At 71.9% G+C, this 21,635-nt stretch carries 22 protein-coding genes; 11 read left to right on the top strand and 11 right to left on the bottom strand.

Annotation, left to right across the window (positions count from 1 at the left end; genetic code table 11):
- On the bottom strand, positions 1 to 249 hold a 249-nt coding region (locus tag DV20_RS03185), incomplete at its 3' end, for a GlsB/YeaQ/YmgE family stress response membrane protein (RefSeq protein WP_043776473.1).
- 73 nt (positions 250 to 322) lie between these two features.
- Here DV20_RS03185 and DV20_RS03190 point away from each other — a divergent pair.
- Together DV20_RS03190 and DV20_RS03195 are read left to right on the top strand one after the other, a co-directional pair.
- Positions 323 to 883 (top strand): helix-turn-helix domain-containing protein, encoded by a 561-nt coding sequence (locus tag DV20_RS03190; RefSeq protein ID WP_043776295.1) that lies wholly within the window; start codon positions 323 to 325, stop codon positions 881 to 883.
- Positions 880 to 2,133 carry an MFS transporter gene (locus DV20_RS03195; protein WP_043776296.1) on the top strand — a complete coding sequence of 418 codons (1,254 nt, stop codon included), beginning with the start codon at positions 880 to 882 and terminating at the stop codon, positions 2,131 to 2,133. Before DV20_RS03190 ends, DV20_RS03195 begins: the two co-directional genes overlap by 4 nt.
- Here the strand turns inward: DV20_RS03195 and moeA are convergent.
- Positions 2,087 to 3,280 (bottom strand): molybdopterin molybdotransferase MoeA, encoded by a 1,194-nt coding sequence (gene moeA / locus DV20_RS03200; protein WP_043776297.1) that lies wholly within the window; start codon positions 3,278 to 3,280, stop codon positions 2,087 to 2,089. The genes DV20_RS03195 and moeA overlap by 47 nt on opposite strands.
- A 73-nt stretch (positions 3,281 to 3,353) precedes the next feature.
- On the opposite strand from moeA, the gene DV20_RS03205 reads away from it, so the two are divergent.
- The 5 genes from DV20_RS03205 to groL all read left to right on the top strand — a co-directional run bounded on the left by DV20_RS03205 (position 3,354) and on the right by groL (position 8,386).
- Positions 3,354 to 4,031, top strand: coding sequence for a TIGR00266 family protein (locus DV20_RS03205; protein ID WP_043776299.1), 678 nt, complete (start codon positions 3,354 to 3,356; stop codon positions 4,029 to 4,031).
- A complete protein-coding gene (locus DV20_RS03210) occupies positions 4,031 to 4,654 on the top strand; it encodes an AIM24 family protein (RefSeq protein ID WP_043776300.1) in 624 nt (207 codons plus the stop codon). Before DV20_RS03205 ends, DV20_RS03210 begins: the two co-directional genes overlap by 1 nt.
- Positions 4,655 to 4,765: 111 nt before the next feature.
- Positions 4,766 to 4,972: a cold-shock protein gene (locus DV20_RS03215; protein ID WP_003085446.1), complete on the top strand. Its 207-nt coding sequence runs from the start codon at positions 4,766 to 4,768 to the stop codon at positions 4,970 to 4,972.
- A 64-nt stretch (positions 4,973 to 5,036) separates the two neighbouring features.
- Complete coding sequence (locus DV20_RS03220; protein ID WP_200876343.1) at positions 5,037 to 6,533, top strand: serine/threonine-protein kinase; 1,497 nt, start codon at positions 5,037 to 5,039, stop codon at positions 6,531 to 6,533.
- A 224-nt stretch (positions 6,534 to 6,757) separates the two neighbouring features.
- Positions 6,758 to 8,386: a chaperonin GroEL gene (gene groL, locus DV20_RS03225; RefSeq protein ID WP_043776303.1), complete on the top strand. Its 1,629-nt coding sequence runs from the start codon at positions 6,758 to 6,760 to the stop codon at positions 8,384 to 8,386.
- A 102-nt stretch (positions 8,387 to 8,488) separates the two neighbouring features.
- Here groL and DV20_RS03230 read toward each other — a convergent pair whose 3' ends face one another.
- Together DV20_RS03230 and DV20_RS03235 are read right to left on the bottom strand one after the other, a co-directional pair.
- Positions 8,489 to 8,809: an MDR/zinc-dependent alcohol dehydrogenase-like family protein gene (locus DV20_RS03230; protein ID WP_043776305.1), complete on the bottom strand. Its 321-nt coding sequence runs from the start codon at positions 8,807 to 8,809 to the stop codon at positions 8,489 to 8,491.
- 172 nt (positions 8,810 to 8,981) lie between these two features.
- Positions 8,982 to 9,197, bottom strand: coding sequence for a PspC domain-containing protein (locus DV20_RS03235; protein ID WP_043776307.1), 216 nt, complete (start codon positions 9,195 to 9,197; stop codon positions 8,982 to 8,984).
- A gap of 122 nt (positions 9,198 to 9,319) precedes the next feature.
- Between DV20_RS03235 and DV20_RS03240 the strand changes: the two genes are divergently transcribed.
- Entirely contained in the window at positions 9,320 to 10,078 is a 759-nt protein-coding gene (locus DV20_RS03240; protein ID WP_043776308.1) for a nucleotidyltransferase domain-containing protein, read from the top strand.
- On the opposite strand, the gene DV20_RS03245 is transcribed toward DV20_RS03240, so the two are convergent.
- The 3 genes from DV20_RS03245 to DV20_RS03255 form a co-directional block, all read right to left on the bottom strand.
- Complete coding sequence (locus tag DV20_RS03245; protein WP_043776310.1) at positions 10,063 to 10,998, bottom strand: o-succinylbenzoate synthase; 936 nt, start codon at positions 10,996 to 10,998, stop codon at positions 10,063 to 10,065. The genes DV20_RS03240 and DV20_RS03245 overlap by 16 nt on opposite strands.
- A gap of 43 nt (positions 10,999 to 11,041) precedes the next feature.
- The gene (locus DV20_RS03250) at positions 11,042 to 11,908 is read right to left on the bottom strand and encodes a DUF72 domain-containing protein (protein WP_063607771.1); all 867 of its coding nucleotides are present in this window, start codon (positions 11,906 to 11,908) and stop codon (positions 11,042 to 11,044) included.
- A gap of 638 nt (positions 11,909 to 12,546) precedes the next feature.
- Positions 12,547 to 13,308 (bottom strand): DUF4253 domain-containing protein, encoded by a 762-nt coding sequence (locus DV20_RS03255; RefSeq protein WP_043776313.1) that lies wholly within the window; start codon positions 13,306 to 13,308, stop codon positions 12,547 to 12,549.
- A gap of 294 nt (positions 13,309 to 13,602) precedes the next feature.
- On the opposite strand from DV20_RS03255, the gene DV20_RS03260 reads away from it, so the two are divergent.
- Positions 13,603 to 15,750, top strand: coding sequence for an AfsR/SARP family transcriptional regulator (locus DV20_RS03260; protein ID WP_235190688.1), 2,148 nt, complete (start codon positions 13,603 to 13,605; stop codon positions 15,748 to 15,750).
- Positions 15,668 to 16,654 (top strand): tetratricopeptide repeat protein, encoded by a 987-nt coding sequence (locus tag DV20_RS46335; protein WP_235190694.1) that lies wholly within the window; start codon positions 15,668 to 15,670, stop codon positions 16,652 to 16,654. The genes DV20_RS03260 and DV20_RS46335 overlap by 83 nt, the downstream gene beginning before the upstream one ends.
- 212 nt (positions 16,655 to 16,866) lie before the next feature.
- Here the strand turns inward: DV20_RS46335 and DV20_RS03265 are convergent, their stop codons facing one another.
- On the bottom strand, positions 16,867 to 18,513 hold the full coding sequence (locus DV20_RS03265) for a DNA repair helicase XPB (protein ID WP_043776314.1): 1,647 nt from the start codon (positions 18,511 to 18,513) through the stop codon (positions 16,867 to 16,869).
- A gap of 89 nt (positions 18,514 to 18,602) precedes the next feature.
- On the opposite strand from DV20_RS03265, the gene DV20_RS03270 reads away from it, so the two are divergent.
- Positions 18,603 to 19,220, top strand: coding sequence for an LppU/SCO3897 family protein (locus DV20_RS03270; protein ID WP_043776315.1), 618 nt, complete (start codon positions 18,603 to 18,605; stop codon positions 19,218 to 19,220).
- Here the strand turns inward: DV20_RS03270 and DV20_RS42940 are convergent.
- The 3 genes from DV20_RS42940 to DV20_RS03280 form a co-directional block, all read right to left on the bottom strand.
- Entirely contained in the window at positions 19,217 to 20,269 is a 1,053-nt protein-coding gene (locus tag DV20_RS42940) for an FAD-dependent monooxygenase (protein WP_235190689.1), read from the bottom strand. The genes DV20_RS03270 and DV20_RS42940 overlap by 4 nt on opposite strands.
- 160 nt (positions 20,270 to 20,429) lie before the next feature.
- Positions 20,430 to 20,600: an FAD-dependent oxidoreductase gene (locus DV20_RS46340; protein ID WP_235190690.1), complete on the bottom strand. Its 171-nt coding sequence runs from the start codon at positions 20,598 to 20,600 to the stop codon at positions 20,430 to 20,432.
- Between the two features lie 58 nt (positions 20,601 to 20,658).
- Positions 20,659 to 21,624: an ABC transporter substrate-binding protein gene (locus tag DV20_RS03280; protein WP_043776317.1), complete on the bottom strand. Its 966-nt coding sequence runs from the start codon at positions 21,622 to 21,624 to the stop codon at positions 20,659 to 20,661.
- Positions 21,625 to 21,635: the final 11 nt, after the last annotated feature.

Genomic DNA, 21,635 nt, shown 5'->3' on the forward strand with positions numbered 1-21,635 from the left:
CGCGAGCCGCAGGATCGCCAGCAGCACGACCGCGCCGAGGATGGCCACACCGAAGCTGGGGAAGTCGAAGTCGAACGTCTTCGCCTGGCCGGTCGCGAGCCGGTAGAGCAGCCCGCCCAAGGCCGCGCCGACGACGCCGACGAGCACGCTGACCAGGCAACCCTGCCGTCGGCGTTCCCGCCCGCCGACGACCAGGTTCGCGGCCCAGCCGACGACCGCGCCGAAGATCACCCACGCGACGAAACCCATGCCCGCAGCTTACGGGAGGAGGATGCACAAGCGCCATTGCACAAGAAGTCTTGTACAACTACTCTTGTGGGTCATGACCGAGGACATCCGGGAAATCCGGGATTCGAAGGTGCTGGCCGCCATGTCGCACCAGCTGCGGCGCCGGCTCCTGGAGCTGCTCCACCTCGACGGCCCGGCGACGGCGTCGATGCTCGCCGCGAAGACCGGCCAGGCGGTCGGCAACGTCAGCCACCACATGAAGGTGCTGGCCGCCGCGAAGCTGGTCGAGGTGGCCCCGGAACTGGCCCGGGACCAGCGAGAACGCTGGTGGAAACGCAGTGCGAAGACGCTGCGGTGGGCCTCCGCCGACTTCCCCGGCGACCCGGTCGCCGAAGCCGCCGAGATCCTCGTGCTCGACCACCAGACGGCGGTCGCCCGCGAATGGATCGCCAGTCGCGAGACCTACCCCGAGGAGTGGCGCGGAGCGCCGTTCAGCATCGACACCTGGGTGCGGCTGTCGCGCGAAGAGCTCGACGAACTGAACGAGCGGATCTTCCTGCTGATCGGCGAGTTCGAGAACCGCACCGAACCCGGTGACGGCGTCGAGCGCCGTCCGGTCTTCTTCGCCGCGCGGGCGTCGCTGGGCCAGCCGTGAAGGGGCTCTGGGGGAACAGGGACTTCCGGCTGCTCTGGACCGGCGAGACCACGAGCATGCTCGGCGGCATGGTGGCGACGACGGCGTTGCCGCTGGTCGCGGTGGTCACGCTGCGGGCGAGCACGTTCGAGGTCGCGCTGCTGACGGCGGTGGCGTGGCTGCCGTGGCTGGTGATCGGCCTGCCCGCGGGTGCCTGGGTCGACCGGCTGGCGAAGCGCCCGGTCATGCAGCTCTGCAACCTCGTCTCGATGGCCGTTTTCGGCAGCGTCCCGCTCGCCGCGGCCTTCGGGCTGCTGACCATGCCGTACCTGCTTGGCGCGGCCCTGCTCGGCGGGGTCGCCAAGGTGTTCTTCACCCTCGCCTACCGGGCCTACCTCCCGGCGCTCGTCGGCGACGGCGAACTCCTGGACGCCAACGCGAAGATGCAGGGCAGCGAGTCGGCGACCCAGGTCGCCGGGCCGGGCCTGGCCGGGCTGCTGGCCCAGGCGTTCGGCCCGGTCAGCGGCATCCTGGCGGACGCGGTCAGTTTCGGTGTCTCCGTGCTGTGCGTGCGGGCGATCCGGGCGCGCGAAACCGTCGCCCCCGCCGAACGCTCGCCGCTGCGCAGCCAGATCGCCGAGGGACTCCGGTTCGTCACGGGCGACCGGTACCTGCGGTCACTGATCACCTTCGGCGCCGTCTCGAACCTCGCGCTCGCCGGTTACCAGGCCATCCAGATCGTCTTCCTGTCCCGCACGCTCGGCGCCGAACCCGGCCTGGTCGGGCTGGTGCTCGCGCTCGCCGCGCTGGGTGGGGTGCTCGGCGCGGTGGTGGCGGGCCGGCTCGGCGCGCGCTTCGGCGCGGCCCGCGCCTTTCTGCTCTGCGAGGTGTTCGCGGCCCCGATGATGCTGCTGGGGCCGCTGAGCGGACCGGGCTGGGGACTGGCCCTGTTCGTGCTCGCGGAGTTCGGTGTCTGCGCCGGCATCGTCGCCTCGAACGTGCTGACCACGACGTTCCGGCAGCAGTACTGCCCGCCCCAGCTGTTCGGCCGGATCACCTCGAGCGCCTCGCTCGTCTCCTACGGCACGATCCCGCTGGCCGGGGTGCTCGGTGGCGTGCTCGGCGAAGCGATCGGCGTCCGCGAGACGTTGTGGGTGGCGTCCGGCGTGCTGATCATCGCGCTGCCGCTGCTCGCGCCCTACCGGAAGCTGCGGGACTTCCCGGTCAGAGCAGCAGGACGTCCACCTCTTCCCCAACCGCAGCCGATGTGACGTCCTCCGGCAGCACGATCAGGCAGTTGGCCTGCGTGAACGCGGCCAGCAGGTGCGAGCCCGGCCCGCCGCGCGGCCCGACGATCCCGGTCACTTCGCGGTCGGACGGCGTGAACACGCCCCGGCGGTACTGGCGGCGCCCGGCCGGCGAGCTCATCGCCTCGGTCAGCCGGGCCCGCACCCGGCGCCGGGAGACGTCGGTGTGGCCCATGGCCGTCAGCAGCGCCGGGCGCAGGAACGCCTCGAACGACACCAGCACGCTGACCGGGTTGCCGGGCAGCGCCACCACGGGCACGCCCTGCCAGCGCCCGCTGCCCTGCGGCCCGCCCGGCTGCATGGCGATCTTCGCGAACTCGACGCCCTGGCCGGTCAGCGCGTCCTTCACCACTTCGTACGCGCCCGCGCTGACGCCACCGGAGGTGACCAGCAGGTCGGCGCCGGCCAGCTTCGGCTCGATGACCTTCCGGAACTCCCCGACGTCGTCGACGACGCTGCGGACGACCTCGACCTCGCAGCCGAGGCCGCGGATCGCCGCGGCGAGCATCACGCTGTTGGACTCGTAGATCTGGCCGTGGCGCAGCGGCGCGGGCGCGTCGATCAGCTCGGTGCCGGTCGAGGCGACCACCACCCGCAGCGGCCGGTGCACCCGCACCTCGGCGAGCCCGACGGCGGCCGCGAGACCCAGCTGGGAATGGCCCAGCACGGTTCCGGCGTGCAGGGCGACATCGCCGGCGACGACGTCCTCGCCCGTGTACCGGATGTGCGCGCCTTCGCGGGCGGGCGCCGAAATGGTCACCCGGGAAGTGCCGCCGTCGGTGTCCTCGACCATCACGACCGCGTCCGCGCCCGGCGGCAGCGGCGCGCCGGTCATGATCCGGTGCGCGGTGCCCGCTTCGAGGGGCCGGACGTCGACCCGGCCGGCCGGGATGTCGTCGGCGACCGGCAGGGTCACCGGCGTGACGGCGACATCGGCCGCGTGGACCGCGTAGCCGTCCATCGCGGAGTTGTCGAAGGGCGGCAGCGAGACGCCGGCGCGCACGTCTTCGGCCAGGACGAGCCCGGCCGCGGCGGCGAGGGGCAGCGTGGTCGCGGGGGCCGTGCCGAGGAGCGCGGCGACGCGGTCGCGGTAGTCGTCGACGGAGATCACCGGACCATCCTCCCCGGCTTCCGGGCTCGTGCAAGACTCTGCCCCGTCACAGGCACGCCTCAGGGGAGCACGCATGCAGGTCGGAATCCGTCAACAGCCTTCGTTCGCCGTCGCCCGGCTGATGCTGGCGCCCGGCGAGCCGTGCCAGGTCGAGTCCGGCGCGATGATGGCCACCAGCTACGGCGTGCAGGTGCAGTCGCAGGCGCAGGGCGGGATCATGAAGGGCCTCGGCCGCGCGTTCCTCTCCGGCGAGTCCTTCTTCATCTCCACGTTCACCGCACCGCCGAACGGCGGCTGGGTCGACGTCGCCGCCAACCTGCCCGGCGACATCCAGGTGCTCACCCTCGACGGCCGCACCGGCTGGGCCGTCACCCGCGGCTGCTGGCTCGCGTCGTCGCACGGCGTGCAGACCGAGACCAAGTGGGGCGGGATGAAGAACCTGATGGGCGGCGAGGGCGGCTTCCTGACCCACGCCACCGGCCAGGGCCAGCTGCTCGTGTCCTGCTACGGCGCGGTCGAGACCATCACGCTGCAGCAGGGCGAGATGGTGACCATCGACACCGGGCACGTCGTCGCGTACGCCGACACCGTGCAGTACCAGATCCGGAAGGTCGCCCAAGGCATCATCCAGTCGATGAAGAGCGGCGAAGGCCTCGTGTTCGACTTCGTCGGCCCCGGCCAGATCATGACGCAGACGCGCAACCCGTCCGCGCTGATCAGCTGGATCGTCTCCCACGTCCCGTCGCGCTGATGCGCGTCCAGACCCGGCACACGCCCGGCTTCGGCGTCGCCCGCGTCCTGCTGGACCCGGGCGAGGCCGTGCGGGCCGCCCCGGAAACCCTGCTCGCCAGCCGGTTCGGCGTCACCGAAGCACCGGCGGGCCGCGGCGGCGTCCGCGCGGGCAAGAGCGCGATGGCGGTCTACACCGCACCGTCCGACGGCGGCTGGATCGACTTCGCGCCGCTGCGCCCCGGCGACGTCTACCCGCTCGACGTCGGTGGCGGCACGGGCTGGTCGGTGCACCGCGACGCGGTGCTGGTGCGGCCGTCTTCGGTCCGGCACGACACCGGCTGGGCGCCGCTGCAGCAGCTCTTCGGCGCGGATTCGGGGTTCCTGGAGCACTACAGCGGGACCGGGCCGCTCGTGCTGGCCGCGCCCGGCCCGGTGGACGCGTTCGAGCTCGGCCAAGGCGAGCTGGTCACGGTCCGGCCGGACTACCTGCTGGCCTACCCGGACACCATCCAGTGCCGGTTGCGCGCCCTCGATCCGGGCGGGCCGCAGTCGTTGCGCACCGGCGAAGGGCTCGCCGTCGACTTCGCGGGTCCCGGGACGGTGCTCGTGCACGCGCGGAACCGACGCCTTTCGGGTTCGTGATCTTCGGACGAATTGCCCATTGCCGAGGGGAATAATTCCGGTAGCGTGATTGGCACTCCGCCGCTGGCATCCGCTCGGGCCAGCGGATCCTTTGTGCTGAGGGAGGGCGCCGTGGCTGTCGGCACCGTCAAATGGTTCAACTCGGAAAAGGGCTACGGGTTCATCGAATCCACGGAGGGGCCGGACGTGTTCGTCCACTATTCGGCCATCCAGTCCGAAGGATTCCGCACTCTGGACGAAGGCGATCGCGTCGAGTTCGAAGTGCAGTCGGGGCGTGACGGCCGTAGCCAGGCAGCCGACGTGCGAAAGGTTTCGTGACCAGGCCCCTCGCTGATCGGTGAACCCCCGGCAGGCGCCGAACCAGGGGCGTTAGGCTGCGGGCGTGACAGGCGATGTGTCGGGGGACCTCACCGGTCGCCGGCTGGGCAACTACCGCATCGACGGGGTGCTCGGCAAGGGCGGCATGAGCGTGACCTACAAGGCCACGGACGTGCGGCTCGGCCGCAAGGTGGCCCTGAAGGTCATCGGTGACCACCTCGGGGCCGACGCCGAGTTCCGCGAGCGGTTCGTCGACGAGGCGCGCAACACCTCCGCGATCGACCACGCCAACATCGTGCCGCTGTACGACTTCGGCGAGCTCGACGGCATGCTCTACATCGCCATGCGCATGGTTGACGGCGGCGATCTCGCCGGGTTGATCTCGGGTGGCCCGATCGCGCCCGCGCGCGCCCTGACGATGCTCGACCAGGTCGCGGACGCCCTCGACACCCTGCACAACCGTGGTCTGGTCCACCTCGACGTCAAGCCGGCGAACGTGCTCGTGACGAAGAAGGAGACCTCGCGCGAGCACGTGTACGTCGCCGACTTCGGGCTGACCCGGCGCGGCGCGACCGGGCACCGGACGCGCGGTGGCGACTTCCTCGGCTCGCCCACGTACGCGGCCCCGGAGCACCTGCGCGGGGAGCCGCTGGACGGGCGCACCGACCAGTACGCGCTGACGTGCGTCCTCTACGCCTGCCTCACCGGCAGCCCGCCCTTCAAGGGCGACGTCCCGACGGTCATCAAGGGCCACCTCAACGGCGAGCCGCCGGCGATCTCCCGCGCCGTCGCGCTGCCGCCGGCGATCGACGAGGTGATCCGGCGCGGGATGGCCAAGAACCCGGCCGACCGCTACCCCAGCTGCGTCGAGATGGTCGCGGCCGCGCGCCGCGCGCTCGGCCCGCTGGCGACGTCGGACACCCCGCCGGGGCCGCCGGGGTCCCATTCGGGCGGAATCCCCGCGCCGCAGCGTCCTGGTCAGGTACAACAGGGGCCGCACCAGAACAGCGCACCGCAGGGAGAGGGGGCCCCCGTGCACCCGTACGGAGGACAGCAGCAGCCCGGCTACGGCCAGGGGCCCGGACCGCAGGGCCCGCAAGGCCCGCCGCCGGGGTACGGCTACCCCCAGCAGCAGCAGGGGCCGCCGCCCGGGATGCCGCCGCAGGGCCCGCCGCCGGGGTACGGCTACCCCCAGCAGGGACCTCCGCAGGGACCGCCGCAGCAGGGCATGCCCCCGCAGGGCCCGCCGCCCGGCTACGGCCCGCCCGGCGACCCGATGCGCCTGCGCCCGCCCATGCCCGCCGGCGGCGCCGGTGCGTTCCACCAGCCGAAGAGCGGCGGTGGCAAGAAGTGGATCTTCATCCTGCTCGGCCTCGTCGTCGTGGCCGGCTTGGTCGTGGGCGCGATCTTCCTGTTCCGCGACAGCGGCAGCGGCGGTGGTGGCGGCGGCCAGACGACGGCGCCGAACATCCCGGTCGGCCCGGGCGGCAGCTCGCAGCCGAGCTCGACATCGTCGCTGAACGCACCCCCGACGTCGATCACCATCAAGCCGAGTAGCTGAATCGTGCCCCGCTGAGCAGGTCTTCTTGCACTCTCCCCCCGAGAGTGCTAAACACGGACTTGGCACTCGACGCCGTCGAGTGCCAAAGGTCGGGACGGTGAGGCTGAACCCCCACCCGGGATCAGTCGTCCGTCGCGGGCACCGAGCCTGGCCGAGGAAGAGTCCTGCTGCCGCCGCTGTGGACAGCGCGGCGGTGGCGCCCAATACCGGAGGACCACACCGCAATGGCCAAACTGATTGCGTTCGACGAGGACGCCCGCCGCGGTCTTGAGCGCGGCTTGAACACCCTCGCCGAAGCCGTCAAGGTGACCCTCGGCCCGCGGGGCCGGAACGTCGTGCTCGAAAAGAAGTGGGGCGCGCCGACCATCACCAACGACGGTGTCTCCATCGCCAAGGAGATCGAGCTCGAAGACCCGTGGGAGAAGATCGGGGCCGAGCTCGTCAAGGAAGTTGCCAAGAAGACCGACGACGTCGCGGGTGACGGCACCACCACCGCCACCGTGCTCGCCCAGGCCCTGGTCAAGGAAGGCCTGCGCAACGTCGCCGCCGGCGCCGACCCGATCAGCCTGAAGCGCGGCATCGAGGCGGCCGTCGAGGCCATCACCGAGCAGCTGCACAAGGCCGCCGTCCAGATCGAGACCAAGGAGCAGATCGCTGCTACCGCCTCGATCTCGGCCGCTGACCGCACCATCGGCGAGCTGATCGCCGAGGCGCTGGACAAGGTCGGCAAGGAAGGCGTCGTCACCGTAGAGGAGAGCAACACCTTCGGTCTCGAGCTCGAGCTCACCGAGGGCATGCGCTTCGACAAGGGCTACATCTCCGGTTACTTCGTGACCGACCCGGAGCGTCAGGAAGCCGAGCTCGAGGACCCGTACATCCTCCTCTTCGGCTCCAAGATCTCCACCGTCAAGGACGTGCTGCCGCTGCTGGAGAAGGTCATCCAGTCCGGCAAGCCGCTGCTGATCATCGCCGAGGACGTCGAGGGCGAGGCCCTGGCCACCCTGATCGTCAACAAGATGCGCGGCACCTTCAAGTCCGTCGCCGTCAAGGCCCCGGGCTTCGGTGACCGCCGCAAGGCGATCCTGCAGGACATCGCGATCCTGACCGGTGGCCAGGTCATCTCCGAGGACGTCGGCCTCAAGCTGGAGAACGCGGACCTGTCCCTGCTGGGCAAGGCCCGCAAGGCCGTCATCACCAAGGACGAGACGACCATCGTCGAGGGTGCGGGCGACGCCGACCAGATCCAGGGTCGCGTCAACCAGATCCGCGCCGAGATCGAGAACTCGGACTCGGACTACGACCGCGAGAAGCTGCAGGAGCGGCTCGCGAAGCTGGCCGGCGGCGTGGCCGTCATCAAGGCCGGCGCCGCGACCGAGGTCGAGCTCAAGGAGCGCAAGCACCGCATCGAGGACGCGGTGCGCAACGCGAAGGCCGCCGTGGAAGAGGGCATCGTCGCCGGTGGTGGCGTGGCCCTGATCCAGGCCGCCGAGGCCGCGTTCGCGGGCCTGAAGCTCGAGGGCGACGAGGCCACTGGCGCCAACATCGTCAAGGTGGCCGTCGAGGCCCCGCTCAAGCAGATCGCGATCAACGCCGGCCTCGAGGGCGGCGTCGTGGTGGAGAAGGTCAAGGGCCTGCCGCAGGGTCACGGCCTCAACGCCGCCACGGGTGTCTACGAGGACCTGCTCGCCGCCGGCGTGCCGGACCCGACGAAGGTCACCCGCTCCGCGCTGCAGAACGCCGCCTCCATCGCGGCGCTGTTCCTGACCACCGAGGCCGTCGTGGCGGACAAGCCGGAGAAGGCTTCGGCCGCTCCCGCCGACCCGTCCGGTGGCATGGGTGGCATGGACTTCTGAGCCACGCTCGAAAAGAGCCCGGTCCGCTTCGGCGGGCCGGGCTCTTCTTATCGGGGCTGCGCCCCGAACCCCCGCCGGGGCAGGCCCCGGACCCCGAAGTGTCTACGGCTTGGTGAAGAACCAGACAGCGTAGGCGCCGACGATCACGACGCCGAGCGCGAGCACGCCGAGACCCGCGAGCCAGGCGGTGCTCTTGTCGTCGGCTTCGAGCCCGACGACGATCGCGCCGATCCCGGTGAGCAGCACCCAGATGGCGAGCGCCGCGGCGGTGTAGAGCACCACCCGCCCGGCCCGCACCCCACCGGTGTCCCCGGAGGACAGCACGGCGTAGGCGGCGAACGCGGTCAGCCCCAGCCCGGCGATCAGGTACAGCCCGCCCAAGATCCCGATGACGACCTTGGGGGCGGTGTTTCCGTGATCCACGAGCGCGAACCCTAACCCCTCGAAGGGGATCCGCGTCGCGGTTTTGGGCCGCTCGGCCCAACGGGCGCGGCCGAACGGCCCGGACGTCCCCTGCCGTCCGGGCCGTTCGGTTCGCGCACCCCCGCCATCGGGCGGGCGCCGGCTCCCCCTGCGAGCCCGCGCCCGCCCGGGTTCAGGAGTCCTCTTCCGGCGTCAGAATGGCGGCGGCGACGTAGACGGGAATGGCGATCCCGACCGAGAGGAACACGGCGGCGACCATCCCGATCCGCAGGACGTTGGCATCGACGCCGAGGTAGGTGGCCCACCCACCGCAGACGCCGGTGAGCATCTTGTCGCTCCGGCTGCGGCGGAGCTTCTTGGTTTCCGGGGTGTACACGCTGTTCGTCATGGCTCAATGGTGTCTCCGGAGGGCGGCCACCCACATCGGGAACGGCCCGGACCCGGACCCTGAACTTGCCCTCGGGGAAAACCAGGTGCTTCCGGCGCGACCCGCCCGCTACAACTGGGACCATGAAGCACGACAACCCCGAGTTCGCCGCGATCGCCGAGCACGGCACCATCCTGCGTTGCCAGGTGGGGTCCGGCCTGCACGGTACCGCCGTCGACGGTCAGGACGACCGCGACGAAATGGGGCTGTGCATCGAACCCGCCGAGTACGTTGCCGGGCTTCGGCGGTTCGAGCAGTACGTCTTCCGCACCCAGCCCGAGGGCGTGCGGTCCGGGCCCGGCGATCTGGACCTCATCGTCTACTCGCTGCGCAAGTGGATGCGCCTGGCGCTGACCGGGAATCCCACCATCCTGCTGCCGCTGTTCGTGCCCGACGCGGAAATCGTGTCCGTCACCGAGCTCGGCCACGAGCTGCGCGCCAACGCCGAGCGGATCGTCTCGCGGCAGGCCGGGCTGCGGTTCGCCGGGTACCTGCGGACCCAGCGCAACCGGATGCTCGAAGGGACGCTGAAGGTCAACCGGCCCGAGCTGATCGCGAAGTACGGCTTCGACACGAAGTACGCGATGCACATGGTCCGCCTGGGCGTGCAGGGCGTCGAACTGCTGGAGACCGGCCGGATGACGCTGCCGATCGCCGAGCCGTGGCTGACCTGGCTTCGTGATCTGCGTCGCGGGAAGCACACGCAGGACGAAGCCGTCGCCGCCGCGGCCGAGCTGGAAGACCGGCTCGACCGGCTGACCCGGGGCGCGTCGCCGCTGCCGGCAGAGCCCGACCGCGACTGGGCGAACCGGTGGCTGGTGCACGCCTACAAGTGGGCCTGACGCCGGACCCGGTTCAGCCGGTCTTCCCAGGCCGCCGCGATCCCGGGGCCTGCCGCGTACCCCTCGGCAGGTTCCGGGGCGGTGCGCGGCACCGGGAGGTAACCGTCCACAGGAGACAGTGACGACGCGCAGACGTCGCCTTCCAGCAGCGAAAGTGTCCCGAGTCCACAAGCGAACTCCAACGACGGCAGGGCGCCCGCCAGCGCCAGCCCCGCCGCCAGGCCGACGCTCGTCTCCACCGCCGACGACACCACGCACGGCAGCCCGCACGCCTCGGCGACCTCCAGCGCCCGCCGGACGCCGCCCAGCGGGGCGACCTTAAGGACCGCGATGTCCGCCGCGCCGGCGACCGCCACCTTCAGCGGGTCCTCCGCGCGGCGGATCGACTCGTCGGCCGCGATCCGGACGTCCACCCGGCGCCGCACCGCGGCCAGGTCCTCGATCGACGGGCACGGCTGCTCCGCGTACTCCAGCCCGCCCGCCGCCTTGTCGAGGTCCGCGATCGCGCGCACCGCCGTGTCGACGTCCCACGCCATGTTCGCGTCGACGCGGATCGCGCCGCCCGGGCCGAGCGCGTCGCGGACCGCCTCCACCCGCGCGCAGTCGTCGGCCAGGGAAACGCGCGGGTCGGCGACCTTCACCTTCGCCGTCCGGCAGCCGGAGGCGCGGACCAGTTCATGCGCTTTCGCCGGCTCGACCACCGGCACCGTCGTGTTCACCTCGACCCGGTCGCGGACCGGCGCGGGCCAGCCGGTTTCGGCCGCTTCCAGCGCCGCCCGCAGCCACGGCACGCTCTCGGCGTCGGAGTAGTCGGCGAACGGGCAGAACTCGCCCCAGCCCGCCGGGCCGCGCAGCAGCACGCCCTCACGGACGGTGATGCCGCGGAACCGGGTGCGCAGGGGGATCGCGTAGACCTTCATCGACGCCGATCATGCCACCGTGCCGGGTTCCGCAAACAGGTGCCTAGCTGCGCTTTTCCGGCAAGGACTGTCTTGTGCCCGGCGTGACTCCCAGCAGGTCGGCGAGGCATTCGGCGTTGCGGGGAGCCTCGACTTTGACGTCGTTGTCGAAGTAGACGTGCACGTCCCGCCGCCCGTCGTCGTGCCAGGCCCGGATCTTGTCGGCCCACTTGCGCAGGGCTTGGTCGGAGTAGCCGCTGACGTAGAGTTCTTCGTCGCCGTGCAGCCGGACGTAGGCGAAGTCGGCGGTCTGGTCCTCGAGGAACGGCCACTTCCCGGCGGTATCGGCGACGACGAGGGCGATGCCGTGCGCGCTGAGCAGCTCCTTGGCGGCGGGCTCGGCGAAGCTCGGGTGCCGGACTTCCAGGGCGTGCTGCAAGGGCTTCCGGGGGCCGGCCTCGAGGTAGGGCACGCCCTTGAGCTTGTCGTCGTGCTTGGTGGCCAGCTGGGCGGCGTCGGTGGTGGTGCGCGGGAGCAGGGCGAAGAAGTTCTCGAGCCGATCGGCATCGAAGGCGAGCCTCGGAGGCAGTTGCCAGAGGAAGGGGCCGAGTTTCGCACCGAGGGCGAGGACACCGGAGGCGTAGAAGTTCGCCAGGGCGGTCTCGACGTCACGAAGCTGCTTCATGTGGGTGATGAAGCGCCCACCTTTGACGGCGAAGCGAAAGTCGGCGGGCGTCTCTTCGAACCAGGCGCGGTACCGCTCGGGGCGCTGGAGGGAGTAGAAGGAGCCGTTGATTTCGACGGCGTTCATCCGCCGCGAGAGGTATTCGAGCTCCCGTCGTTGTGCGAGCCCGGGTGGGTAGAACACCCCGCGCCACGGGGGATAACGCCACCCAGAGGTCCCGATCCGGATCTCGGCGATCGTTCTCACCCGCCTTCCCGTTCCCGCGAGAGGTGGTTCCCGTTCGGCTGGACGGCCAAACGCGGGGGCGGTCGGACGGGTGGACCGGGGGTTGGGACAAGTGACCTGGGTTTGCCGTCCTTGGGTATTTTTGGTGGGACGACTGTCCTCGCCGGACGGGCAGGCTCCGGGATGGCCTTGGGGACGCTTTTGGCTCACGTTCGCGTTGGGGTCGCCGGGTGGTCATCCCGTCGCCTGGGCGAGGCCTATCACTTTGAGCCAGGCCCGCAAGGTTGCGCTGGTGGCTTGCCGTGGTCTGTGGGTTGCGGGCCTGGCTCAAAGTGATTTGACGGCCTCAGGCGACGGGATGACCACCCAGCTCTTTTGGATGGCCGGGCCGCCGGCCCTCGCTCACCGCCGGCTCTGGCTCACCACCTGCTCTGGCTTGCCGGGTGCGCCTCGGCCGCCGGCGGTGGCCTCGGCTGAGGCTGCTGGCCTGGGCTGCCAGCCCCACCCCGCCGGCCGCCGGTCTGGCCCGCCGCCCCGGCCCGCCAGCCCCGGCCCAGCCCGCCCGTCCCGGTCTGGCCCGCCGCGCGGCCCCGGCCCGCCCCCCCGGCCCAGCCCGCCAGCCCCGGCGCGCCCGGCCCACCGGCCCAACCCGGCCGTCCTCACGCCCAGGAAAACCTCCAATGCCGCGACTGAACCAGCCCCGATGCGTACTCCCGCAGGTTCCCCGGCTGCCCGGCGAAGGTGGGCAAACTGAACGCCCGGTGCTCCGCGGCCACCGTCAGCGCGCGGGCCTGGTTGCGCGGTGGGGCCGCCACCGACAGCTCGATCGCGTCGAACCCCAGCACCACCAGTGTTGCCCCGAACCTGTCCTCCCAGCTGCGCAGCACCGCCGACAGCTCTGCCACCTGGTCCGTGTACTTGATCATTCCCGTCCAGCCCAGCAGCGCCGGGATGTCGGCCGGGCGCTCGGTCTGCACCAGGCCGAGCCGGTGGGGGGCGCGCGTGGCCAGGATCGAGCCCGTGTTGCCCGCCTCCGCCAAGGGGTCCGACCTGCGGGGGCTGCGCTTGGCCAGACCCGGGAACCGTGCGCCGAACGGGCGCAGGCACGCGCCGTCGCAGCAGGAGGTGTCCCACCAGCGGGACAGGGCTCCTGCGGGGTCCGCCGTGGCCACGCGGTGGCCCGCTGGGGCCAGCCTGCCTCGGTCGTCGATCCAGTCTTCGCCGTTCGCCGCGAAACGCTGGTCGTGGGGGATCAGCACCGGCCAGAGCCCGGACCGCTCGAACTCGGCCACGCAGCCGAGGTAGCGCTCGGGCCGGGTCAGCGGGAGGTCGGACACCCACAGCCGGCCGTGCCAGGACCCCGGTGGCAGGGTCTGGACCGGCGGCGCGGGCGTACCGGGGCGGAGCGGTGCGATCGTCATGGACGTCCCCTCGAACTTGTGTTCGGTTGCTGCATCTCGAACAGTAGTTCGAGGGTCCGACAATTTCCAGCGTTCCGGCCGCTCATCCGTTCGAGTGAATCAACAAACATGCAGGTCAGAGCGTCGCTGGGACACCTGTGACACAAGATGTTTCTGAGGTGCGCCACTGCGCCGAAGGGGTGGCGCAGACGACACGAGACGATCCCGACAGAACGGTCACCTGTGCGGATCTTGCTTAGCCGGTGATCCGTTGCCAGGCTTCCCACACGATCAAGACGACGCCGGAGGGGGTGTATGGAGTTCCACGTGCTCGGCCCGGTCGAGGTGGTGGTCGCGGGCGGCGCGGCCGGCCTCGGCGGCCCGAAACCGCGCACCCTGCTCGCCCTGCTGGCCGTCAACGCGGGGCACGTGGTCCCGCTGGAGCAGCTGATCGACGCGGTCTGGGGCGAAGCACCCCCGGAACAGGCGCGCGCCGCCGTCTACACCTACGTCTCCACCCTGCGCCGGGCGCTCGCCGACGGCGGTGATCCCGAGGTCATCGCGCGCAGCGGTGGCGGTTACCGGCTGGCCGTCGATCTCGATCAGGTCGACCTGCACATCTTCGTCCGGGAGACGTCGGCGGGCCGCCGGGCCAAAGCCGCCGGGGAACCCGCACGGGCGATCGCCCACCTCCGGCAGGCGCTCGCGGTGTGGCGAGGGCCCGCGCTCGGCGGCACGCAGGGCAGGTGGGCCGAGAACGAACGCGCCCGGCTGGAGGAACTGCGGATCGCCGCGCTGGAGGACCGCGTCGACGTCGAGCTGGAGACCGGTGCCGGCGAGTCGCTCGTCCCGGAGCTGACCTCGGCCGTCTCCGAACACCCGCTGCGTGAACGGCTGCGGGCCCAGCTCATGCTCGCCCTGCACCAGAGCGGCCGCCGGGCCGACGCGCTCGCCTGCTACCAGGACGGGCGGAACACGCTGCTCGCCGAACTCGGCCTGGAGCCCGGCCCGGTGCTGCTCGCCGCCCACGAGCGCGTCCTGCGTGACGAACCCGGGACGCCGGCGGCCCGGCCCGGGAGCGAACCGCGCGTCCCGGCGCCGAGCCAGCTCCCGTTCGACATCGCCGACTTCACCGGCCGCGCGCACGAGGTGGCGGAGCTGACGCGGTGGCTGTCCGCCGAAGGGGCCCGCGGGTCACGGCTGTGCGCGGTCTACGGCAAACCCGGCGCGGGCAAGAGCACGGTCGCCGCGCACGTCGCGCACCGCGTCCGGGAGCAGTTCCCCGACGGCCAGCTCTACGCCTCGCTGCGCGGGGTGCAGGCCGTCCGCGCCGATCCGGCCGAGGTGCTGGCGGGCTTCCTGCGCGCGCTGGGCGTGGCCGAGGGGGACATCCCCGCGCGGCTGGAGGAACGCGGCCAGCTGTACCGCACGCTGCTCGCCGACCGGCGCATCCTCGTGGTGCTCGACGACGCGTCCGACGAACGCCAGGTCCGCCCGCTGCTGCCCGGCGGCCACACCTGCGCGGCCCTGGTGACCAGCCGGGAACGCCTCGGCGCCCTCGGCGGCGCGGCCCACCTGCACCTGCCCGTGCTGGACGAAGCGGAAGCCCTGGACCTCCTGGGCCGGGTCATCGGCGACGCCAGGGCGGCCGAGCAGCCCGAAGCCGCCCGCGAGCTGGTGCGCCTGTGCGGCAACCTGCCGCTCGCCGTGCGGATCGCCGGCGGGCGCCTCGCGGCCCGGCCGCAGTGGAAGGTCGGCCGGCTCACCGAGCGCCTTCGCGGGCAGCACCGGATCCTGCAGGAGCTCACCCTCGGCGACCTCGAGGTGCGCGGCAGTTTCGCGCTCAGCTACGACGGCTTGGCCGACCGCGAACGGACCGCGTTGCGCAGGCTCGGCCTCCTCGACGTCTCCTCGTTCGGGGCGTGGGTGGTGGCGCCCCTGCTCGGTTGCGACGGCGACGAAGCGGAGGAGGTGGTCGAGCGGCTCGTCGACGCCCAGCTGCTCGATGTGTCCACTGTGGACGACGACGGCGGCGCGCTGCGGTACCGGATCCACGACCTGACGCGGGCCTTCGCCCGGGAACGCGGGGAGGCGGAGGAGACCGAGGACGAGGTCAAGGCGTCGGCCGAGCGGGCCGCCGAGTGCTGGCTCGGGCTCGTCGAGCTCGCGGGCCGCCGGGCGCCGCACGCGCCCGCCGAGGGGCAGCGCGCCGGCCCGCTACCTGGCACCGGCGCGGATCGGCGAAATCCTGGCCGACCCGGAGGCGTGGTTCGACGCCGAGCAGACCGGACTGGTCGGGGTGGTCGAGCGCGTCAGCGGGCTGGACCTCACCGACGTCGCCACCCGGCTCGCCGCGGCGTTGTGCTCGTCGGTGTTCGCCGTGCGCAACCTGTTCGGGCAGTGGTGGCGCACGCACAACGCCGCGCTCGCGGCCGCGCGCCGGACCGGCGACCGCACCGGTGAGGCGCGGCTGCTCTCGGGTCTGGGCTGGCTGCGCTACGAGCAAGACCGCTTCGACGAGTCGATCGCCTACCACGAGCAGGCCCTCGCCGCCTACGAGCTGGCCGGCGACCGGCGCGGGCAGGCCATGAGCCGGCTCGACCTCAGCGTCGTGCAGTGCGAGTACGGCCAGTTCGCCCAGGCCCGCCGCTCACTCGACCTCGCCCTGCCCGAACTGCGGGAGCTGGGCGAGGAACAGGCGGAGGTCCAGGCACTGCACGGGCTCGGCCGCGTCCTCACCGAGCAGGGCGAACTGGACGAGGCCCTGGTGGTCGCCGAACTCGCCCTCGCGGGTCACGCGACGACGGGCGACGGCGGCAGCCGCGCGCTCGCCCTGCGCTCCGTGGGCCTCGTGCACCGCGCCGCCGGACGGCTCGCCGAGGCGGCCCGGTGCAGCCAGGAAGCGGTGGATCTGCTGCGCACCGCCAACGACCCGCTGATGTCCGCCTACGCCGTGCAGTCGCTCGCCAAGGTCCGTATCCGCCAGGGCCGCGGCGACGAGGTGCGCGAGGCGATGCTCGCCTGCCTCACCACGTGCCACCAGATGCAAGACGGCTTCGGGCAGGGGCTGATGCTGCGCACCCTGGGCGAACTGGAGCTCGCCGCCGGACGGCTCCTGGACGCGCGCGCCCACCTGGAGCGGTCCGTCCAGTGGTGGGACGCGCTGATGCTCCCGGTGTGGCGGGCACGGACCCTCCGTGATCTCGCCACGACCCTCGACGCCCTCGGCGAGACCGCCGCCGCCGAAGCGGCGTGGACGGAGGCCGTGGGCATTTTCCGGCTGCACGGCAGCAGGGAGGCGCGGGAGCCCCGGCCGGTGCTCCGGCTCTCGAACCCGGTTCAGGGCTTTCCTTCCGCCCGGCGCTGATCGGGGATTTCCGCTGGTCAGCGGTTCAAAAACGGATTTTTAGGTTTCTTTGATCTCCGCGGGGGAGGCTTCCTCGGCTGGAGCAACCAGCTCACAGGTTGCCGACCGCTGGGGGTAAGGGTGAGGGCCACGTCGAGGGGGCGTGGCCCTCACCCTTGTGCGGCGGTCTTCACCACTTGTCCACAGTGGAGCGCAGGGACCCGCCTGTCGGCTCAGAGCGGCCGGAGCAGGTCGTCCGCGTCCACGATGTGGTACGCGTACCCCTGCTCCGCCAGGAACCGCTGCCGGTGCGCCGCGTACTCCGTGTCCACCGTGTCGCGCGAGACGATCGAATAGAAGTGCGCCTGCCGCCCGTCGCCCTTCGGGCGCAGGAGCCGGCCGAGGCGCTGGGCCTCCTCCTGCCGGGAACCGAACGTGCCCGAGATCTGGATCGCCACCGAGGCTTCCGGCAGGTCGATCGAGAAGTTCGCGACCTTCGACACCACCAGCGTCCGGATCTCGCCGCGGCGGAACTTGTCGAACAGCTCCTCGCGCTCCTTGTTGCGCGTCGCGCCCTGGATCACCGGCGCGTCGAGCTCGTCGCCGAGCATCTCCAGCTGGTCGAGGTACGCGCCGATCACCAGGGTCGGCTCGCCGGCGTGCTTCTCCACGATCGACTTGATCACCGGGGTCTTCGTCAACGCCGTCGCCGCCAGCTTGTAGCGCTCGTCCGCCTCGGCCGTGGCGTACTCGAGGCGCTCCGCGTCGGTCAGCGTCACGCGGACCTCCGTGCACTCCGCCGGGGCGATCCAGCCCTGCGCCTCGATGTCGCGCCAGGGCACGTCGTAGCGCTTCGGGCCGATCAGCGAGAAGACGTCGCCCTCGCGGCCGTCCTCGCGGACCAGGGTCGCCGTCAGGCCGAGCCGCCGGCGGGACTGCAGGTCCGCCGTCATGCGGAACACCGGGGCCGGCAGCAGGTGGACCTCGTCGTACACGACCAGGCCCCAGTCACGGGAGTCGAACAGCTCCAGGTGCTTGTACTCGCCCTTGGTCTTGCGGGTGATCACCTGGTACGTGGCGATCGTGACCGGCCGGATCTCCTTCTTCTCGCCGGAGTACTCGCCGATCTCCTCCTCGGTCAGCGACGTCCGCGCGATCAGCTCGCGCTTCCACTGCCGCCCGGCCACCGTGTTCGTCACCAGGATCAGCGTCGTGGCCGCGGCCTTCGCCATGGCCGCCGCGCCGACCATCGTCTTGCCGGCGCCGCAGGGCAGCACGACGACGCCGGAGCCGCCCGCCCAGAACGCCTCCGCGGCCTGCCGCTGGTAGTCGCGCAGCTGCCAGTCCGTCTCGTCGAGGGCGATCGGGTGGGCCTCGCCGTCGACGTACCCGGCCAGGTCCTCGGCCGGCCAGCCGACCTTCAGCAGCGCCTGCTTCAGCCGCCCGCGCTCGGACGGGTGGACGATGACGGTGTCCTCGTCGATCCGGGCGCCGATCATCGGGCTGATCTTCTTGTTCCGGACGACCTCGGTCAGCACCGCGCGGTCGGTGGTCGACATCACCAGCCCGTGCGCCGGGTGGTTGGCGATCTGCAGCCGCCCGAACCGGCCCATGACGTCGACGACGTCGATCAGCAGCGGCTGCGGCACCGGGAAGCGCGAGTACGTCGTCAGCGCGTCGACGACCTGCTCGGCGTCGTGGCCCGCGGCGCGCGCGTTCCACAAGGCCAGCGGCGTGATCCGATACGTGTGCACGTGCTCCGGCGCCCGTTCGAGCTCGGCGAACGGCGCGATCGCGATGCGCGCGTCATCGGCCTGGGGGTGGTCGACCTCCAGGAGCACGGTCTTGTCGGACTGGACGATCAGCGGGCCATCAGTCACAACTACTGTTATACGTGCCTCGCTCCGGTCCGCTCCTCTCGCGGGTCCGCCGGTGGGCCGAGGTGCCGAGGGGATCACTGGAGGGCACGTTGACCACACCGCCGTTCGACGACAATCCGTTCCGGTCGCCGGGCTACCCGCAGCCCGCGCCGATGCCGCCGGTACCGGGGCGGCAACCGATCCCGCACTGGTTCACCACGAAGGTGCGGATCACGCTGGTCGCGTGCGTCGTCGCCGCCCTGGGCCTCGGCGCGCTCGGGGCGCTGGGCTTCGCCGGGCTCATCCGCGGCGGCTCGCCCTCGGACGGTGACTGCCTGTACCTGACGCGCGAGGGAGCGGGCAAGCTCGCCTACCACCGCGTCGGCTGCAACGCGAACAACGCGACATACAAGGTCGAGAACGTCTACCGCGGAGGCATCGCGTGCGCGCCCGGCGACTACGTGCGGTTCCGGCTCGGCTCCGGTACCGGCAGCGGCCGGATGCTCTGCCTGGCCCTCAACGTCAAGGCCGGCGACTGCCTGCGTGACGTCGAGGACGAGAGCGCGATCAGCAAGGTCTCCTGCACCGACCCGGCGGCGCAGGAGCGCGTCGAGATCCTCTCCGGCTTCGACCGCGACGACAAGTGCGAAGGCGCCGACGACGTGTTCACCTACTCCGGGCCGCCGGCCCGCACGGTGTGCCTGATCAAGACCGGCGAGCACATCTAGCCGAACCAGCGCCCCAGCTCGGCCGGGTCGGCGGCGTACCCGTCCGGCCGCACGAGCAGCAGCCGGCCGCGGTACTCGGGGTCGCCGGTCGCCGCCCGGACGACGCCGACCTGGCCGGTGAAGCCGGGCGGCGTGGCGTGGTCGCCGAGGTCCAGGAGCAGCCCACGGCCGTCCCGCAGCAACGTCGAGAGCCGCGTCGGCCCGGACGCCGTCGTCAGGTCGAGGTCCGGGACGCGCCGCGCGCCGGGGTAGTCCAGGCCGAGGCCGGACAGCAGCCCGCTGAAGTAGCGGTTGGCGTCCGGCAGCCGCAGGAGGTCGACGACGATCTCGCGCAGCGCCTCGACGTTCTCGCCGCGTCCCGGCGCCGTGAACACGCGCTGGGCCGCCGTGTGCCGCAGGACCCGCTCGGCGGCCGGGTGACGTTCGGCCTGGTAGGTGTCCAGCAGCCCGGACGGCGCGGTGCCGCGGACCGTCGCGGCCAGCTTCCAGCCGAGGTTCATCGCGTCCTGGACGCCCAGGTTGAGCCCCTGGCCGCCGAGCGGCGGGTGGATGTGCGCGGCGTCGCCGGCGAACAGCACCCGGCCGTGCCGGTACTGCTCCAGCTGCCGCGTCGCGTCGTTGAACCGCGAAGCGCCGTACACCTCACCCAGCCGCGTCTCGGGGCCGTACAGGGCCGTCAGTGCTTCGGTGACTTCGGCGTCTGACACGGGTGCGTCGCGGCCCGGCTGCCGCGTCGTGGAGCCGAAGACGAACCGGTGGCCGCCGTCGCCGAGCGGCGTGAGCATCGACCAATAGCCGTCGACCTGCCGGGTGACCTGGCTGAAGTGCGCCGCCCGGGCCGGGACGAGCGGGGACGCAGTAGCGAGCCGGATGTGCGCCAGCGTGGCGACGTAGGTCTCGGTGCGGCCGGGGAACGGCACGCCGAGCAGCCGCCGGACGGTGCTGTGCGCCCCGTCGCAGGCCACCAGCCAGCGCGCCCGGAGCCCGTGGATCGTGACGCCGTCCGCGTCGACGTCGACCGCGGTCACCTCGTGCCCGCGCCGCAGCACGGCCCCTGCCGCACCGCGTGCGCGGCCAGCATCGCCTCGACGTCGTCCTGGGTGCGGTTCAGCACGCGCGGGTGGCGCGTCCGCCAGACGCTGTGGTCGAGCGCGACCGGCAGCCCGGCGAAGTGCCCGCTCGGGCCGTCGACCTCCTGGTCCGCCGGGTTCAGCCCCGCATGTCCAGAAGCTCGGCGGTCCGGGGCTGGAGCCCGACCGGCCGGGGCAGCCCGGGTCCGGAACGGCGTTCGAGCACGGCCACCTCGACACCGGCCAAGGCGAGTTCCGCGGCCAGCAGCAGACCCGTCGGGCCGGCTCCGGCGATCAGGACGTCGGTCATCGTGCACTCCCCAAGTAGACTGAGTGCAAAAGTAGACCAAGTGCAATTTTCGCGGTAGCTAATATCCGGTCTGGTCGGGGAGCAGGCCCTGGACGTCGAGGCGGTTCGCCAGCAGGCCCGAGTTGTGCATCAGGTCGGCGACGCGCTGCAGCCGGATGCCGTTGAGCGACGCCGGGTACGAGCCGAGGGAGATCAGCGCGGCCGTGGTCGCGTCGATGTCGGAGAACTTCGGCAGCGCGTCGCGCACGATCGCCGGGTCCGTCGCGCTCTGCTGGGCCGCGCCCAGCGCGGTGCGGAACGCCCGGAGGGTTCGCGGGTTGGCCTGCGCGAACGGTTTCGCCGCCGCGTAGCCGGAGAGCGGGAAGCCGAGCGTCGAGCCGCGGGCGCCGTCGGCCAGGATGTGCGCGCCGAGGTCCTTCTCGGCACGCGTGATGTACGGCTCGATCATCAGCGCCGCGTCCGCGTCGCCCGCCTGCAGGGCCTGCGGCATCCGGTCGAACGGCACCGCGGTGAACTTGATCTTCGCCTCGTCGACGCCCGCGGTGCCCAGCACCGAACGCGCGACGAGCGCGCCGATGTCGTCGAGCATGTTGACCGCGATCTTCGGCGACCGCTTCGACGTCGGCACGGTGTAGTCCGAGTCCGGCAGCGTCACCAGCGCCATCGTGTTGGGGCCGGACGTGTAGGCCTCGCCCTGCAGCTGCAACGCCGTCCCGCCGGCCGCGGCGCGGAACATCGCGATGTCGGAGGCGAAGGTGACGTCGAGGTCGCCGGCGGCCAGCTTCGCGAGCCCGTCGTCCGCGCCGAGTTCGACGAGGGAGACGTTCAGCCCGGCGGCGCCGAACTTCCCGGCCGCGACGGCGATCCGCAGCGGGGCCGTGTCGATGGCGTTGCCCACACCGACGCGCAGGGTGCTCCGCTCCAGCGGCGGCGGGGGCGCGGGCGTGCCGGAAGAGAACACGCTGCAGCCCGCGGTCGCCAGAAGCGCCGCTACCAGCGGAATCAGCCGTCCGCGTCCGTTCATGACCCTTCACC

The sequence above is a fragment of the Amycolatopsis rifamycinica genome (assembly GCF_000695625.1).
GTDB lineage: Bacteria > Actinomycetota > Actinomycetes > Mycobacteriales > Pseudonocardiaceae > Amycolatopsis > Amycolatopsis rifamycinica.

Coding starts and splice junctions, on each gene's coding strand:
- DV20_RS03190 (WP_043776295.1), top strand. CDS start 323: ATGACCGAGGACATCCGGGAAATCCGGGATTCGAAGGTGCTGGCCGCC.
- DV20_RS03205 (WP_043776299.1), top strand. CDS start 3,354: ATGCAGGTCGGAATCCGTCAACAGCCTTCGTTCGCCGTCGCCCGGCTG.
- DV20_RS03210 (WP_043776300.1), top strand. CDS start 4,031: ATGCGCGTCCAGACCCGGCACACGCCCGGCTTCGGCGTCGCCCGCGTC.
- groL (WP_043776303.1), top strand. CDS start 6,758: ATGGCCAAACTGATTGCGTTCGACGAGGACGCCCGCCGCGGTCTTGAG.
- DV20_RS03235 (WP_043776307.1), bottom strand. CDS start 9,197: ATGACGAACAGCGTGTACACCCCGGAAACCAAGAAGCTCCGCCGCAGC.
- DV20_RS03240 (WP_043776308.1), top strand. CDS start 9,320: ATGAAGCACGACAACCCCGAGTTCGCCGCGATCGCCGAGCACGGCACC.
- DV20_RS03245 (WP_043776310.1), bottom strand. CDS start 10,998: ATGAAGGTCTACGCGATCCCCCTGCGCACCCGGTTCCGCGGCATCACC.
- DV20_RS03255 (WP_043776313.1), bottom strand. CDS start 13,308: ATGACGATCGCACCGCTCCGCCCCGGTACGCCCGCGCCGCCGGTCCAG.
- DV20_RS03260 (WP_235190688.1), top strand. CDS start 13,603: ATGGAGTTCCACGTGCTCGGCCCGGTCGAGGTGGTGGTCGCGGGCGGC.
- DV20_RS46340 (WP_235190690.1), bottom strand. CDS start 20,600: ATGACCGACGTCCTGATCGCCGGAGCCGGCCCGACGGGTCTGCTGCTG.
- DV20_RS03280 (WP_043776317.1), bottom strand. CDS start 21,624: ATGAACGGACGCGGACGGCTGATTCCGCTGGTAGCGGCGCTTCTGGCG.